The 15,828-nt window shown below is 33.4% G+C and carries 13 protein-coding genes, 1 pseudogene and 1 riboswitch; of the genes and pseudogenes, 10 read left to right on the top strand and 4 right to left on the bottom strand.

Going from position 1 to position 15,828, the window contains the following annotated elements:
• The first annotated feature begins 444 nt into the window (after window positions 1–444).
• The 4 genes from BCELL_RS19315 (at window position 445) to wecB (ending at window position 5,022) form a co-directional block, all read left to right on the top strand.
• Window positions 445–654, top strand: a complete 210-nt coding sequence (locus tag BCELL_RS19315; RefSeq protein ID WP_157184228.1) for a hypothetical protein — start codon at window positions 445–447, stop codon at window positions 652–654.
• Window positions 655–662: 8 nt separating this feature from the next.
• Window positions 663–2,579 (top strand): alginate lyase family protein, encoded by a 1,917-nt coding sequence (locus tag BCELL_RS19310; protein ID WP_013490474.1) that lies wholly within the window; start codon window positions 663–665, stop codon window positions 2,577–2,579.
• Between the two features lie 3 nt (window positions 2,580–2,582).
• Window positions 2,583–3,824 (top strand): glycosyltransferase family 4 protein, encoded by a 1,242-nt coding sequence (locus tag BCELL_RS19305; protein WP_013490473.1) that lies wholly within the window; start codon window positions 2,583–2,585, stop codon window positions 3,822–3,824.
• A 103-nt stretch (window positions 3,825–3,927) separates the two neighbouring features.
• A complete protein-coding gene (wecB, locus tag BCELL_RS19300) occupies window positions 3,928–5,022 on the top strand; it encodes a non-hydrolyzing UDP-N-acetylglucosamine 2-epimerase (RefSeq protein ID WP_013490472.1) in 1,095 nt (364 codons plus the stop codon).
• Between the two features lie 327 nt (window positions 5,023–5,349).
• A riboswitch (cyclic di-GMP riboswitch) is annotated at window positions 5,350–5,434 on the bottom strand.
• 155 nt (window positions 5,435–5,589) lie between these two features.
• Here wecB and tnpC read toward each other — a convergent pair.
• Genes tnpC through tnpA form a run of 3 tightly spaced genes read right to left on the bottom strand, consistent with a single transcriptional unit; the run spans window position 5,590 to window position 7,860 of the window.
• The gene (tnpC, locus tag BCELL_RS19295; RefSeq protein WP_013490471.1) at window positions 5,590–7,164 is read right to left on the bottom strand and encodes an IS66 family transposase; all 1,575 of its coding nucleotides are present in this window, start codon (window positions 7,162–7,164) and stop codon (window positions 5,590–5,592) included.
• A gap of 43 nt (window positions 7,165–7,207) precedes the next feature.
• Window positions 7,208–7,528 (bottom strand): IS66 family insertion sequence element accessory protein TnpB, encoded by a 321-nt coding sequence (tnpB, locus tag BCELL_RS19290; protein WP_157184226.1) that lies wholly within the window; start codon window positions 7,526–7,528, stop codon window positions 7,208–7,210.
• A 32-nt stretch (window positions 7,529–7,560) separates the two neighbouring features.
• A complete protein-coding gene (gene tnpA, locus BCELL_RS19285; protein WP_013490469.1) occupies window positions 7,561–7,860 on the bottom strand; it encodes an IS66 family insertion sequence element accessory protein TnpA in 300 nt (99 codons plus the stop codon).
• A gap of 361 nt (window positions 7,861–8,221) precedes the next feature.
• Between tnpA and BCELL_RS19280 the strand changes: the two genes are divergently transcribed.
• From BCELL_RS19280 to BCELL_RS19260, 6 genes and pseudogenes are all read left to right on the top strand, one after another.
• On the top strand, window positions 8,222–9,064 hold the full coding sequence (locus BCELL_RS19280; protein WP_013490467.1) for an SHOCT domain-containing protein: 843 nt from the start codon (window positions 8,222–8,224) through the stop codon (window positions 9,062–9,064).
• Window positions 9,065–9,341: 277 nt separating this feature from the next.
• Window positions 9,342–9,635 (top strand): annotated as a pseudogene (locus BCELL_RS19275) (UDP binding domain-containing protein); the annotation flags it as partial.
• A 324-nt stretch (window positions 9,636–9,959) separates the two neighbouring features.
• Window positions 9,960–10,649 carry a hypothetical protein gene (locus BCELL_RS19270; protein ID WP_013490466.1) on the top strand — a complete coding sequence of 230 codons (690 nt, stop codon included), beginning with the start codon at window positions 9,960–9,962 and terminating at the stop codon, window positions 10,647–10,649.
• A gap of 785 nt (window positions 10,650–11,434) precedes the next feature.
• A complete protein-coding gene (locus tag BCELL_RS19265; RefSeq protein ID WP_013490465.1) occupies window positions 11,435–13,117 on the top strand; it encodes a DNA integrity scanning protein DisA nucleotide-binding domain protein in 1,683 nt (560 codons plus the stop codon).
• 573 nt (window positions 13,118–13,690) lie between these two features.
• Window positions 13,691–13,945: a hypothetical protein gene (locus BCELL_RS22720; protein WP_157184225.1), complete on the top strand. Its 255-nt coding sequence runs from the start codon at window positions 13,691–13,693 to the stop codon at window positions 13,943–13,945.
• A gap of 446 nt (window positions 13,946–14,391) precedes the next feature.
• Window positions 14,392–15,051 carry a RipA family octameric membrane protein gene (locus BCELL_RS19260; RefSeq protein WP_013490464.1) on the top strand — a complete coding sequence of 220 codons (660 nt, stop codon included), beginning with the start codon at window positions 14,392–14,394 and terminating at the stop codon, window positions 15,049–15,051.
• Window positions 15,052–15,290: 239 nt separating this feature from the next.
• On the opposite strand, the gene BCELL_RS19255 is transcribed toward BCELL_RS19260, so the two are convergent.
• Complete coding sequence (locus BCELL_RS19255) at window positions 15,291–15,812, bottom strand: competence protein ComK (RefSeq protein ID WP_013490463.1); 522 nt, start codon at window positions 15,810–15,812, stop codon at window positions 15,291–15,293.
• Window positions 15,813–15,828 lie beyond the last annotated feature (16 nt).

Here is a 15,828-nt window from a genome sequence, read left to right as displayed (position 1 = left end):
AAACTCGTCTAAATTGTGGAAACTCACTCAAGAATTACCATACAAATCAACGTACTGAAGCACAAAAAACCGATCCGTTACACAACGGATCGGCTCAAACAATTTTATCCTTCGTTATCTTCATTATCCTCTTCTGCAGCAGCAACAGAGTCATTGCCTTCAAGCGCTAAATGTGCGCGTAACTCACTCGATATCGCAGCGCGCTCTTCTTACGTTCACACCGAGAACATCTAAAATGTCATCATACGTCAGATAATCAATGCAATCATTCAAGAAGGCGCACAAATTTCTAACATTACGAAAGCTGAGGAGGACGCGAAAACGGTATTTGGTATTTGTTTGTTCCATCACGCCACCTTGGTAGGAAATGTAGGCAGTAATAGTGATAATGTTAAATGGGCTTTGCCTAATCGGCTCTATGAATCTTTGTATTATAGAAAACCTATGATAGCTCATAAAGGAACTGGTGTAGCTAAAAGAGTAGCTGCACTTGGTGCTGGTTGGGAAATAGATTTCTTCGACATTGAAGAAGCAGTTAAGGTAATTAGTCAGATTACTCCTGAAGAATATTTACGTGCCTTTAACAATACAGGTGTTGATGAAAGCCTTGTAATTGGATTACAAGATCACAAAAACTTAATTGAAAGTCTTTAGAGGTAATTATGAAAAAAATACGATATATGTATAATACTTTAAAGCATATGAATTTTGCCCATTTTTATAACCGAATAAAATATGAGGTTTTTAAAAGAATACGAAAAAGAATAAAACAAATAAATAAAAAAACTTATACTATTCAATTTAAAAGTTACCACTCAGATTATAATATCTGCTCTAATGAGAATGACATATTAAAAGCAAATAATATTGTTAAAAATAAATTTTGCTTTTTAAATATTTATGAACATCAATTTGTAAATAATGTAGACTGGAAATCTAATCCTTTCAACTACAGGTTATGGAATTTCAATCTGAATTATTTTGACTATTTACAGGATCTCATAACTGCATATACTACTAAAAAAGATGTAATGTATCTAGAGAAGGGTCTTTCACTTATTGATGACTGGATCACTCAAAATATAGATGTGTATGATCCAAATTTATGGGATCCTTACGTTGTTTCGAAAAGGCTTATTAACTGGATACTATACTTTGATTTTATAAGTAAATATACGGACTTTGAAATAAATGAGAAATATTTAAGATCGCTCCATACTAAATTACAGTATTTAAAAGAAAATCCTGAATATTACCTAAGGGCAAACCATTTAATTATGGATGGGAAAGGTTTGGTAATAGGCGGGGTATTTTTAGAGGATAAAGAGGCTGTTTCAAAGGGACTATTTATTTTAAGAACTGAATACGAAGAACAAGTAATGAGGGATGATTTTCATTACGAAAGAACAACATCTTATCATGTTGAGGTACTTGAACATTACGTAACAGTCTATCTTGTGTTACTAAGGAATGAATATATTGACGAGGCAAATGAAATTAAAGGTAAACTTAATGGAATGTTTGTGAGTCTATACAATATTATTATGCCAAATGGGGAAATTCCGTTATTAAATGATTCAACACTGGATTACCCGATAAAGGCAAATGATTTATTAGAGAGTGCAGCCATATTGTTCAATGATCCAAAATATATAAAGTATAGTGGAAGCACTATAAGTATTTATAATTACAAGCTATTTGGAGAACAGGGGTTAAAAGTATTTAACGGACTAAAGCCTTATCTTGGTTTTAATGAAACAAATGTAATCTTAAAAGATAGTGGATACTACATTATAAAAGATCGCATAAAGGAAGGAGATTTATACCTTTTATTCGATTGTGGAGATTGTGGACCTGATTATAATTTAGCGCATGCACATGCGGATTCATTAAATGTTATTTTGACTATTGGTAATAAAAAATTTCTAGAAGATTCCGGGACATACACTTATCAAATTTCTAGTGAAAGAGATTATTATAGGTCAACAGCTGCTCATAATACTGTTACTATTGATGAAAAATCTAGTTCACAAGTATGGAAAGCATTTAGGGTGGCTAAAAGAGCTAAATCTAAAATGTTAACATACTCTGACAATGAAACGTTTACCATAATAAGTGCTGAGCATGATGGTTATACAAAAGTATTAGATAAGGATAAGATTATACACAATAGAACTGTAATCTACTTTAAAAAACACGGTTTTTTAATAATTGATAATCTTTATGGGAAAATAAATGAACGACATAGTGTATCTTTAAATTACTATAGCGGTGAAAACTTCAAGAAACGTAAACAAAATTCAATTATTTTTGACAACTCAAATGTAGAGCTTGAAACAAATTATCCACTTATCACAGAGAATGTAAATATATCCGAATTGTTTAGTATAAAAAAGCAAGCTAAAAAGGTTAATGTTAGTAAAAACATTGATAAAAACAACATATTTGTTACGAAAGTAATACTTTCTGATGAAAGTTTATTAGATTATGAAATAGTTGATAGTGAACTTATTAGAATAAAGCATGGTGAACAACTATATAATTATTTTGTGAATGAAAATTCAATGGTAAAAGGATGAATTATGAAAATACTTTATATCACTCAGTTCTTTTCTCCGGAAAGGGTAGCAGCAGCTTTTAGAGCGTATGATAATGCAAAGGTTTGGGTTGAAGCTAAGGAAGAGGTTGTAGTTTTAACCTCATACCCAAATTTTCCCACAGGGAAAATCTTTGATGGTTATAAGGTTAGTTTAATTGAAAGTGAAAAAATAAATAATATAAATGTAATCAGAAATAAAGTTAGTATAAGACCTAATACTAATATAATTAACCGGCTTATTTCTTATTTGAGTTTTCCTTTCTATACAATCTTTAATTTAGTTTTTAATAGCAAAAAAATAGGTAAGGGGTTTGATGTTATATTAGTTACATCAGGCCCTATTTTTACTCCAATTATAGGGTACTTGTATTCTATTATGACTAAAAAGCCGTATGTAATTGAGTTAAGGGATATTACCTATAAGCAAATTTTGGCTACTGGTGGAAGTAGAAATAAAATTGGATACAAAATTATTAAATTTTTGGAACTGTTTCTTTGTAAAAAGGCCAAAAAAGTAATAACTGTAACCGAGGGGTTCAAAAAAGAGCTTATAAGCGCTGGCATTGTGGATAATAAAATAGAAGTTATTCCAAATGGAATGGTCATAAGTAATTCTGTAGATATATCTATTGAAAAAAAAGAAAAAAATACAGTTGTTATTGGGTATTTTGGTACTCTTGGAATTTCCCAAGATCTACAAAATATAATTGATGTTTTAACCTCGTTAAATATAGGTAGCCTTGATGTTGAATTTTTGATAATTGGTGATGGTGCTGAAAAGCAAAAACTAAGAAAATTCTTACAGGAAAAGCAGTTAATGAATGTTACACTCTTGGGCAGTATGGATGTTGAAAAATTGGAGCGATACTATCAAAAGGTTGACTTATGTCTGGTTTCTTTAAGAAATAATGAGTTTTTCCAAAATACCATTCCATCAAAAATATTCCATATTATGGCTAGAAAGAAATCTATACTTTTTTTGGGACCTGAAGGAGAAACTAGTAACATAATAAGAAAGGCAAATGCTGGTATAACAATTACAAAGGACTCAAAAGAAGCTTGTATAAAATACCTTTCTAACGAAATTGTTAATTTGTACAATGACGGTAATTTTGAAGAGGCATTGAGGGATTTTGGTGAAAGTGGATTTAATTATTTAAAGGAAAATTATGATAGAGAGAAATTGGCAAAAGATTATTTGAGGGTATTAAAATCTCTCAATTGATATATCCGCTCAATTTCATAATAAGATATGATATTTTCCTTTTTTATCTTTTATTATTTTTTTGAGAAATCTTATTAAATAATAAGTATAGGAGATAGATAAAATGAGTAGAAAAGTAATGGTAGTCTTCGGAACGCGACCAGAAGCAATTAAAATGTGTCCCTTAGTTAAAGAGCTTAAAACACGAGAGAAATTAGATACCGTTGTTTGTGTAACAGGACAGCATAGAGAAATGTTAGATCAAGTTTTAGATGCGTTTAATGTTGTACCAGACTATAACCTTTCAATTATGAAAGAAAAACAGACTTTATTTGATGTAACAGTCAAGATACTTGAAAAAATGAAATCAGTTTTGGAAGAAGTACGACCTGATGTAGTGTTAGTTCATGGTGATACTTCTACAACATTTGTAACAGCATTAGCATGCTTCTATTTACAAATACCTGTTGGGCATGTTGAGGCTGGACTTAGAACGTATAATATTTATTCTCCATATCCTGAAGAGTTTAACAGACAGGCTGTTGGGATAGTAGCTAAGTACAACTTTGCACCTACAGATATGTCAAAAGAAAACTTAATAAAAGAAGGAAAAGATGCTTCTACCATTTATGTAACTGGTAATACAGCTATTGATGCATTAAACACTACGGTTAAAGAAGGTTATTCTCATGCACAGTTAGATTGGGTAGGCGATAGCAGACTTATTATGATAACGGCACACAGAAGAGAAAATCTAGGTGAGCCAATGAAAAATATGTTTAGAGCAATCAAGAGAATAGTTGATGAGCAACCAGATATTAAGGCCATATATCCAATTCATATGAATCCGGTAGTAAGAGAAGCTGCAAATGAAATTTTAGGGGAATGTGATAGAATTAGAATTATTGAGCCTCTAGAAGTACTGGATTTTCATAACTTTCTTTCAAGGTCACATTTAATACTGACAGATAGCGGTGGAATTCAAGAAGAAGCGCCAAGCCTAGGTAAGCCGGTTTTAGTTATGCGTGACACGACAGAGCGCCCTGAAGGTATAGCGGCTGGGACGCTAAAGTTGGTTGGCACTGATGGAGGTGTCATTTACCAATCTTTTAAGATGTTACTCGAAGATAAAAAAGAGTATGAAAAAATGAGTCACGCAAGTAATCCATACGGTGATGGTTTTGCTAGTAAGCGGATAGCTGATGTGTTGGAAAGATAGTAATATTAATTCTCTTCGTTTCACCGATCACAGAATGGAACCATTATTAAATAAAAGTAGACTAAATGGAAAGCAATTGTAATAGTAGGACGGCCTTAGCCCCTTAATCTTCATAGGTTAAGGGGGCTTATTTATTTTAGAAATATAACGTTTCAAAACAATCTAAAATTAATGTTATAACATATACATACTAATTAGCTTAATCCACCCAAAAATGGATAACTATAATGGGATACTGAGTGCAGTCCCCCACAACATTCCAATCGAAAAAGGACCTTCTACCATAAAAAGCCCTCCTAATTTTATTAGTTGATGGTTAATAATGTATTCGGCAACTGGCTGGCATGACTCAACGTTTTAGCCCCTTTAGTTTTGCGTCACTACTTTTCAGATAGCTTTGCTATTATCGTACAATTTATGGTATTGATTAGTTTTATCATATAAAATATTTCGACAAATTTCACAGGCACTTATCACTAATATTTATGAACAATTTAATTTAGTTGTTTTGTAAGCGTCAAATAGCCCACACCTATCATTTAGGCCTGGGCTCGTGCTACTATTGGGTTACTTCTTACTTGGTATACGACATCCCTCTGGAATTGTTTCTGACCAAGGTAAATATTTCTTGAGTGTGTCCGAATCCGTTAGATCTATATTCGGAAGCTCTTCGAATAAATATTTTAAGTAAGCATAAGGGTTAAGGTTATTCTCCTTTGCGGTTTCTACAACACTATAAATAAGGGCACTACTTCTTGCGCCTTTAGCAGTGTTGCTAAACAACCAATTCTTTCTCCCTATTACAAAGGGTTTTATTGCTCTTTCCGCACGGTTATTATCTAATTCTAATCGTCCATCCAGAAGAAATGCCTCGAGTTTTTCCCACTGTGAATGACAGTATTTAATAGCCTTCCCCAATGAACTCTTTGGTAACACCTTAGGTGTTTGAGCTTTTAACCAGTCAGAAAACTCATTTAAGATAGGTTGACTCAGTTTTTGCCTTTGTTGATGGCGTTCACTTGAATCTACACCTTTAAGTTGACTCTCAACTTTATAGAGTTGATCGCAAAAGCTCAAGCCCTCCTGAGCAGTAAGCCTTGAGGCTTTAGCAGTTTCAGGAAGAGCGGTTAATGCTCCTTTAAAATTTCGGCGAGCGTGTGCCCAACAACCTACGAGTCTCACATTAGAAATGGCATGATATCCAGCATAACCATCTACATGTAAATATCCAGTGAAATTCTCTAGGAATTGCTTAGGATGTTTACTCGCACGCGTTTGTTGGTAATCAAACAAGACAACAGGATGATGAGTAACGCCGGTCCGAAACATCCACATATATGAATTTGAGCTACTCTTTCGTCCTGGTTCAGATAAAACCTGTAGTGTCGTTTCATCCGCATGTAACACATCTTGTTTGATAAGATATTGATACATCTCACCAAAGATAACAGATAGCCATTTCTCTGCACCATAAATCATCCAGTTTGACATGGTCTGTCTAGATAAAGATAAACCAAGACGTTCCAAAGCTTTTTCTTGGCGATATAGTGGCATACCATCTACATATTTTTGGGACATCAAATAGGCAATCGCCGATGGTGAAGCTAAACTTCCAGGATAAACAGGTTGAGGTGATTTAGCCACCTGAATTGGTGTTTTTAATTCGTTTCGTTCACATTGGCGACAACTATAAATATAACGCACATGCTTTTTAACCTTAGTCTGCGCGGGTACAATTTCTATTTCTCTGCGCACTTCCGTGCTCATTTCATGCAAATTTCCATCGCAACACGAACAAACTTGTTCCTTTTCTGATAAACGATATTCTATCGTTTCAGTTGGAAGATCTTCAAGTTTCTGATCGCGTTGTCCTGTTTTCTTTTTGCGCTTATATGTAATAGTTTCAATAGTAGGCTCTTCTACATCTTTATTTGATGTATCTTCTATTTCATTGAATAGAGAAAGTTGTCCAGTCGTTTGTTCACTAGAAGCACCAAATTGTCTTTTCTGACTTAACCTAAATTGTTCTTCATACCATTTAAGCTTTGCTTCCAGTTCTTCTTTTTCTAGCTCAAGTTTCTCAGCGCGTTCCTTATAAAATTGTGCGTCTTTGTCATTTTTGATTTTTTCCATAGGTCTCATTATACGAAAAAGAATCCGCTTTGAATAGAGCGAATTCTTAGGTTTATAAAATCGTTCGCGCTTTAACTTCACGATGCGCAGATTGTTGTATAGATATCCCATCCAGTAACCAACGTAGTTGTCGAGGAGAAATAACCTGTGTCTGATTAGATGGACCAGATGGCCAAGAAAATGTCCCGCGTTCCAAACGCTTATAATATAGCCAAAATCCATTATTATCCCACTGTAAAATTTTTAGTTTATCTTTATTACGATTACAAAAAACAAAGAGGGCAGGCGCGAATGGATCAAGTTCAAAAGCTTCTTTCACAATAACGGCTAGACCATCAATAGACTTTCTGAGGTCCGTAGGACCACATGCCAAATAAACGCGTTCATAGTATGGATGAATCATGGTTATCTAAGCAAGTTTAATACATCGGATAAAAGTCGACGATCGACGGTAGGTCTAACTTCTATAGATAAGTGATCCACCGTGATGTAGAGAGGTGTTTCGAAACCTTCGTCATTAGAATGGCTAATATTAATCCACTCAATCGGAGGTTGATTTTCTTCCGACGATTGATCAAACTTACGCTTCCAATAATACATTTGATGGATGTTAACTTCTTCCTGGCGACACCAAGCAGCCATGCTCAGACCACTATCACGCCATTGTTCCATTCTTTTGTTCCATTCTATTTCTTTAACTGACATGAAAAGCCTCCTTTGAGAATTAATCTAATAGGATTATCTCACCTGGAGGCTAGATTGCATATGTGTGAAGTATTTGACGCTTACGTTGTTTTTATACGGAGGTTAAAATGAAATGAAGCTAAATAAAATACATTACATTGCGATTATCGGGCAAATGGGGACGGATCTAGTTTACTTTTTTTTATATTTAGAGAACCGGGAGAAGGTTTGTGTGCACCTTAAGTTATGAGTAACAAAGATTTATTAATGTGTAACATTTATAACAGAGTGGATAAACTTTCAGCTTGTATTTTGAAAATGCAAGGTACGCTCCCGTGAAAATGTTTTACATGAATTATATGGAATTATTGGAGGTCTTTTGATGATTATAGGTTGTTTTATTCTTTTCCTAATAGGATTTTTTGTTTTAATGATGTTTCAAGTAAGTACAGGAGCTGGTGTTATCTCACTGATTATTGTTGTAATTAGTATGACTCTACTAGTCCAGTACACAAAAAAGTTTGAAAAAGAGGAAAAAGAAGCTGTAGAGAAAAAGGAAATAGATGTTAACAAGGAAGTTTGGAAAAGAATGGGTGAACTAGAATTTAGTATTTCACAACGGTATGATGACGTTTTACACGAAGATAGATATAAATTTATTGCAGTAGATGAAAAAGCAAAAAAGGTTGCTCTAGTTGAAAATGGGAACTACCGTATTTTTGGCTACCGCGATATATTAAAATCACAAATCGTAGAAGACGGACAAGAAATCACAACAACATCTCGAACTAGTCAAATAGGCAGAGCATTAGTTGGTGGAGTGTTAGCAGGTGGTGTAGGAGCTATCATTGGTGGTGGTGGTGGAAAACAAAAACATACCAGTGAGGTTAAGCAAGTTAGTCTAAAAATCGTTGTAAACGATACGAAAATCCCAACCTTTACTCTAGACTTTCTGAAGTTAGATGTGCTAGAAAATCATGTTACGAAAGACAGCGAAAAGTATACAAATGCAATAAAAGTCGCTACAAATATACATGACTTAATAAGTGTTCTAATTAGACAGGCTGACGAAGAAGATAAAGCCACCGAAAGTCAGAAACTGAGTGAAGGTGAAAAGACTATCTCTTTAGCTGATGAATTAGAGAAATTAAGTAAATTAGTAGAAAAAGGAATCATTACTAGCGAGGAATTTGAAAAACAGAAGAATAAGTTGCTTAATGATTAAACATTTAAGTCAAATCGATACGAGTTCCTTTGCCTACAAGGAATGTGCTAATTGGGACGGTCTCATTTGCATTTTATAGAGGATTCTCTACTAGTGAACCTTGGGGGCAGTAATCGGTATCTTATAAGATAGAAAGGTGTCACTATATAGTGACACCTTTCTATGTTTACATATAATCTTGATACTAAATCAACATTTCATGTATCAATAGACGGCTTTATTATTTACTAGATCGTATCGTTTTGTAGCTTTGGTTTTGGCTGCCTGTCACTCCCCAATTGCATCCAAGCCAAAAGATGTCTGCATATATAGACTTAAAATGAAAACAGGCTCAGACAACTTCCGAGCATCAGCCATCCAAGGAATCATGGATCACCTTAAGAATGAAGGCTTTGAAGTAGTCATTTATGAACCAGTATTAGAAGAAATAGAATTCAACGGCTCAAAAGTCGTAAACAACTTTGACGAGTTTAAACAAATTGCAGACGTCATCGTATCCAACCGCCTCATTGACGAACTCACCGACGTAGCAGAGAAAGTGTACACGAGTGATTTGTATGAGAGGGATTAAATGTTCTAGTCTCACCGTTCTGTCTTGTGATGTAGCGGTGGGGATGATTTTAAAAGAAGATATGCTACTTGATAGTTAATAGAATTAAGATTATTTAATAAGAGATATACTAGGTACTATTGAATAATAATTTCCTTTCTTTATGAAAAATCCCCTACAGCTTAGTGAACTATACTATTCTGTAATTACTGGTCAACAATATGTAATTCTCCAAATATAACAAATGTGTTTTTTTATTTTGTGCATGATTTTTTGAGAGAAATTTTATGTAGTATTACTATATGATGTGATGAGATCGTAGCACTTACTAACAAGGAGGAAAAAATGATTATAAGAGATTTAATAAATACTTATAATGAGAATTTTGGAATGATATATAATATGAGGCAAAGCCTAAGGAATAATAAGTTAATAATAATCCCTCTATTAACATTATTAGTGTCAGCGCTTACCTTCTTCTTTGTCGCGTTTCGAAGTATCACTACTATTAATATAATTATTATAATATTTTCTATTATAATATATATAGGTAGCGTTATTTGTGGAGTTATAATTCAAAAGAATTCAATTAAAAAAAAATATGGCAGTTTACAAGAATATGAGGAGGAAAAAATCAGAAAAGTAAAGAAGTGTATAGTAAATTATTTCAATCATTCAGATGAGTCAGAAGTTAATCATGAACATTTTGAACTAATAGACAAGCTTATAAGAAAAGAGCTTGAAGAAAATGAAGAAAATAGAACTATCCCTTTCTTTAACACTGTTAGACAGTTATTCATTGCAGTTTTAGTCACTGGCCTACTATCTTATAGTTTTAGTCAACTAGGTACTGAAAATGATTATGTAGCTGTACCTTTATTAACATTATACATTATGATAATTGGATTTCTTATTTTTTTCGGTAGTACAATTTTTCTCTTCAGAGAATTCACAAAAAAGTATAAACTAAAGCAAATAAGTAGAGTGCTAATTGAAATACAGATTTTAGATAATGTAAGGCAGGAAGAAATATAAACTTTTTTATTGTCTGTTTGGTTTTAACCACAAAAGAGTTTAATGGGACGGAAGTTCACCTGTCTTAAGGTGAATTTTGAGGAGCTAAAGAGCGAGACATCCCTCCGGTGCGCGTTTTCCATCAAGAAGGTCTACAAAAAATTGCGATATGGCATGTGGAGTATTACAACAAGAAATATAAGCTCTGAAAGAACAGGGGCAGTCAATCAAAACCCATTGACCTCTGCCCCTGAATTATTCTAAAAATAAATATCAGAATGTTCATTCTAAGGAGCTGGAGATTCAACACTTGGTAAAAGAAATGCAGGTATTAGCCATAACACAATAGGAGAAATAGTAATTAATATATTCATCAACTTCAAGGATATTATATTTGACAATGGACTTATCATGACAATCATAGGGTTGACGTCACTTGTGGAGACCCTATGATTGTCATTGGCGAAGATTTCGATAAATTCCTAGTGAGGAAATAAAAGACATGTATCGGCGTTAGAAATTATATACTCCTCATTAACTTTGCTATCATTAATGTCAGCTCACTTTTCTTTATTTCGTTAATGCTGTAGCATTTAGGGTCGTTAATTTCATTCCCATTAGTCTTCAGTCTTATTTTTGCCATCTTCTATTTCTTTGCCTACATAATAGGCGAAAACACAGGTGTAAAGAATCAAAATCATAAACAGGAACTGTTGTTGGGCCTATATAACTCCAGCGATGAAATAACGACAAGTGTCTATTCCCCAAAATAAATAATAATAAAATGTTTAATGAGGAGTGAGATTATGTATTCAAATGCAGAAACTGGGATAAATTTCCTTGATTATACTCTTAAACATATGAGAGAATTGTTTGATCATTTTAATATATGGGAAGAACCACAAATTCTACTAGCAATGATTAGTTCAGATCATAAAATTGAACTTGTTTTTAGCGACAATTTAAATGATAAAGCAATACAAGAACATACTGTTGATTTTAAAGAGTTGTATTCATTAGATGGTGATAGCCTACAGAAATATTATGGTCAAAAAGTTGAAGAAGTTATTATTGACAAACAATTAATAGATTTAAACAAATATAGGTTAATAAGAATAAATTCTTTATCTAGAAATGAAAAGGATAGTTTACAATCATTTCTTCTTATAGATAAAAGTAATGTAGTGTTTAAGAAGCCATTTGTGGATCAAGTTTGGAAGACAATTCAACCAAATAATTCTTTTTTTAATATAAAGAAATTACTAAATAAAGCAGGGGAAGATTTATTTAATAATATTTTTAGTACTCTTCTTGACATAGAATCAAAAAAATATAATTTATTTGAGTCAATTCATGAATTATCACTTATGACTTATGAAAGAAGTCAAAATAAAGGTTGTCTCATATTCTGTTCGGATTTTGATGATAGCTGTTTTGAAGAGATTGTTATGTTAGAAGAGCCAATTCCTATTAATAAAGAGTATTATAAAAAGGTCAGAAAGCTATTGGAAACCTGCAATAATGATAAAACGGTTTTACTTTGTCGAGGGGTTATAATCTTTGGTATTGCAAGAACGATAAATTATTCATCTTTGCCGGAAAGTTCTGTTAAAATCAATTTTCTTAAAACAGGCTCATGGATGTTGACTGAAAGGAAAGGGAAACAAGAAAGTGATGATTTAATGCTAGTCACACATAAAACTTGTACCCTTATGAAGGGGCCAGTCACTAGAGATGAGTTTGAACTTAAGTTTAAGCGTACATTTGAATCAGATGAGAACTATAACAAATACGAGGTTGGGATGGTATGGGAATATATTGAAAGTGCACAAGAGCAAAAACATGGGACGATGATTGTAGTTACCAATAAAGCATATTCGGAATCCAAAAGGTTAACTAATCAATCATTTCAATTAAAAAATTTTAAGAAAGTTAATCCCGAAACAGTACTTGCTTTAAGTTCAATCGATGGAGCGATCATAGTTGATCCTAAAGGTCAATGTTATTCAATAGGTGCTATATTAGATGGGTTAGCAGATTCCACAATTGGTGATATCTCTCGGGGTGCAAGATATAACTCAGCTATTAGATATTTACATTCGCACAATGAGGGGTTTTGTTTAATAGTAATAGTCTCTGAAGATGGATATGTAGACATTAAAACCAAAGAAGATATTGGTCATAAAATAAGGAATGCTTCTGAAATACACAAAAAAAACTTAATAAAATTGTTAAGTCATTCAGATATAAAAAAATCAATGAGAGCACAAGATGAGTATATTAATTTTGAGTCTTTAATTGGCGAATTGTTGCAAATGGAGGTAATGGCGAGTTATGCACAGTATCTTGCAGGACAACAAAGAGATTTAAATTTAGCTAGAGAATTTAATACGATATTAGATAATCCTGAACTACTAATGACAGAAAAAATAAATCTACTAAAAAGTTTTCATTCAAAGGTTTTGTTTGAATCAGACTTTGGATACTAGAAGGCTGGGTTTTGGGTGCCCCCGGGGCGTAAGGAGTTTGCGAAAAGAGCATTGGAAATCGCTGCAGCAGGTGGTGTCACTATGTTCTCAAGGGGGGGGCACCAGGGAGAAGCACGGGGGGTCTCGTGCTTCTTAATTTTATGATCATGTCTATTGCAATTATTTTAGAGTTTTTTTGATATGGATAGCTTTGGGAACTGTAGGTTCACATTTGGTGTCGTGTTTATTAATTTTTTCATTATATCTTTTGTTTAAGAGACAACAGAAACATGAAAACAATAGTATAGAAAAGAAAAAAAGATTGAAGTAGAGTTCTGGTGCCAGACCGCCGGGATGGTAAAGTGCTAGTCTAAATATAATAATGGAGTAAATATGCTGAGAAAGTGTCTGTTACTGCATGGTTAATGAGTACCAGTTAATTTGTACAGTAGTTAGAGAAATGTTGAGTAAGTGATTGTATGATAGATTTGTATTTTTCTATTGAAGGAGAAGATATAGTGTCTAGAAAGCGAAGAGTGTGTATCATATTACTGCCCGTGGCAAATAGTAGAGCGTCGTTGTTTGAGTCGCGGAATGATTACCTACGTATTTATTAATCCTAGAAGATGTCCGTCGGATGTACCCCTTTATACTTCATGCGTACTGCCTTATGACAAACCATATACATCTCCAATTACAGAATACAGAACACATATTAAAGACCTCATGAAAGAAATGCATGTACGCTATACTATGTGGTTTAATCGTAAACATGGTTATGATGGCCATTTGTTTCAAGGAAGGTATGGGGCTAAGTTGATTGATACAGACTTGATGAGACCGGAGTAAGCGAGACTCCTGCGGGAGGAAAGGCAGGGTTGAGCCTACATAGATGCAAAGCATCAAGGAGGCTCACCAGCCGCCCGCGGAAAGCTAGTTTGCACAGGTCTCATCAACTGCTATATTCAAATACCCTTATATTTATTAGTCTATACTTAAAGGGTAAGTACTTTTTCACTGGTTCCGGACGGTTCTCATTAGCCTTCTATAAACTAGATATTCATAGAGGATTCGCTACAAAGTGAACCTTGGGGCAGTATATAGTATGTTATATGCTTATGTAAGTAATAAAGTATATTTTTTATGTAATTTCAGAAAAGTGTGAGTTTTGTTTTGTAAATAACATATTAATTAAATATAATATATTTGAGTAAAAATGAGTCTCTTTAAATAAAGACATTCATAAGCGTGATTTTGGTATAAATGGAAAAATACTATGAAATAGGTGTTGTTGAATGATTGATAGAGATGATCAATATCAAAAAAGCTTTAGTTGCAATAAAAAGATTAGAGAGGAAGCTTTACGTCAGGCTTTAGATATAAGAAAGTTTGAAATTGAGCTGTATTGGAAACGTGCAACTTATTTTTGGACCTTCTTAGCAGCTACATTTGCAGGTTACTTTTTAGTTCATAGTATTGATTCACCTCCACAACTATTAATATTTATAATATGTAATTTAGGCTTTATGTTCTCTCTTAGTTGGTTCTTAGTTAATAAAGGGAGTAAGTTTTGGCAGAATAATTGGGAAAGACACGTAGATAGGTTAGAAGATACAGAAATGGGTCCATTATATAAAACAGTAATAATGAAGGAAGGGCTAAGCAAATGGTCATCTATTGAAGAATTTCCATTTTCAGTTTCCAAGATTAATCAAATATTAAGTCTATATATAACGTTACTTTGGTTAATACTCCTATTAAACTCAATAGGTGAATTATTAGAATTCAGTATAAGTGAAGGCAGTATATCAATTAATATGAAATTATTGCCTTTGATTATTACCATATTAACTATTTATTTTATATATCTATTTATAAAAAAGGGTGTATCAAATATAAAAAAAAGGGAAGAAAAAGTAGAGATTAAAAAAAGAGAAACAGAGAGAAATATTTAAAACAATATTAGTTCAATATTAGAAAAGGGTGAATTAATTTTATATTGCCAACTAATGGTGATTTCCATTCTTGTTAAGACAGAGGGACAGGTTCCTCTGTCTTACTTTCTTGATACGGAGACAAAAAGGACTATTCCCTTGTCTTAAATGAAAGTACGCCCCAAAATAAAAGAACAATGAGCAATGGAACACTGCTCATTGTGCCTTCTAGATAAGACAAGGTACCTGTCCCTGTTGTCTTATCCCTGTTGTCTTATATCGTTTTCAGCTTTAGCGAAATCAATTAAGTGTTGGGAGAATAATAAAATAATGAATGCGGTTCGGTGCATTTGTTTCTCTATGACTTTAGGTGAGACGGCTAATGTTAACTGTTTCGTGTTCTTAAAGGTAAGTGTGCATTTATTAGGGATTTTCGGTATCGGTGTAAAGCTAAGGATGTGGGAGTAGAAAATCCAGCTACAATCGAACTGCGATGGAGATTGTGTTGGAAAGGCGTATATGTTTTTATGCGTGTTAATCGCAATAGGAACCTTTTTCTTTAATGACGTTGCGTGAATAGCAGCCTGTCTTCTACCAGCATAAGTTGCGCCGCCTTGTAAGCATGCTTTTTCGATAATTTGAAGCGGCCGTTGTTTTACGTAAATGATGCTATTTCGTTCAAATGCTACTGTTTGATAGTCAATATGTGCTGCTGGTACAAGGGCTATCGTTTTTTCCGTTACAACGTAATTGTCTTGAACTGTAATCCTTTGTTCGTTCATTCACATACACTCCTGT

The sequence above is a fragment of the Evansella cellulosilytica DSM 2522 genome (assembly GCF_000177235.2).
Taxonomy (GTDB): Bacteria; Bacillota; Bacilli; order Bacillales; family Salisediminibacteriaceae; genus Evansella; species Evansella cellulosilytica.
The sequence above is the reverse complement of the archived record's forward strand: the minus strand, read 5'-3'. Positions and strand labels throughout refer to the sequence as shown.

Coding starts and splice junctions, on each gene's coding strand:
- BCELL_RS19305 (WP_013490473.1), top strand. CDS start 2,583: ATGAAAATACTTTATATCACTCAGTTCTTTTCTCCGGAAAGGGTAGCA.
- BCELL_RS22720 (WP_157184225.1), top strand. CDS start 13,691: ATGATTACCTACGTATTTATTAATCCTAGAAGATGTCCGTCGGATGTA.
- BCELL_RS19315 (WP_157184228.1), top strand. CDS start 445: ATGATAGCTCATAAAGGAACTGGTGTAGCTAAAAGAGTAGCTGCACTT.
- BCELL_RS19270 (WP_013490466.1), top strand. CDS start 9,960: ATGATTATAAGAGATTTAATAAATACTTATAATGAGAATTTTGGAATG.
- BCELL_RS19260 (WP_013490464.1), top strand. CDS start 14,392: ATGATTGATAGAGATGATCAATATCAAAAAAGCTTTAGTTGCAATAAA.
- wecB (WP_013490472.1), top strand. CDS start 3,928: ATGAGTAGAAAAGTAATGGTAGTCTTCGGAACGCGACCAGAAGCAATT.
- tnpA (WP_013490469.1), bottom strand. CDS start 7,860: ATGTCAGTTAAAGAAATAGAATGGAACAAAAGAATGGAACAATGGCGT.
- BCELL_RS19280 (WP_013490467.1), top strand. CDS start 8,222: ATGATTATAGGTTGTTTTATTCTTTTCCTAATAGGATTTTTTGTTTTA.
- tnpC (WP_013490471.1), bottom strand. CDS start 7,164: ATGAGACCTATGGAAAAAATCAAAAATGACAAAGACGCACAATTTTAT.
- BCELL_RS19265 (WP_013490465.1), top strand. CDS start 11,435: ATGTATTCAAATGCAGAAACTGGGATAAATTTCCTTGATTATACTCTT.
- BCELL_RS19310 (WP_013490474.1), top strand. CDS start 663: ATGAAAAAAATACGATATATGTATAATACTTTAAAGCATATGAATTTT.
- BCELL_RS19255 (WP_013490463.1), bottom strand. CDS start 15,812: ATGAACGAACAAAGGATTACAGTTCAAGACAATTACGTTGTAACGGAA.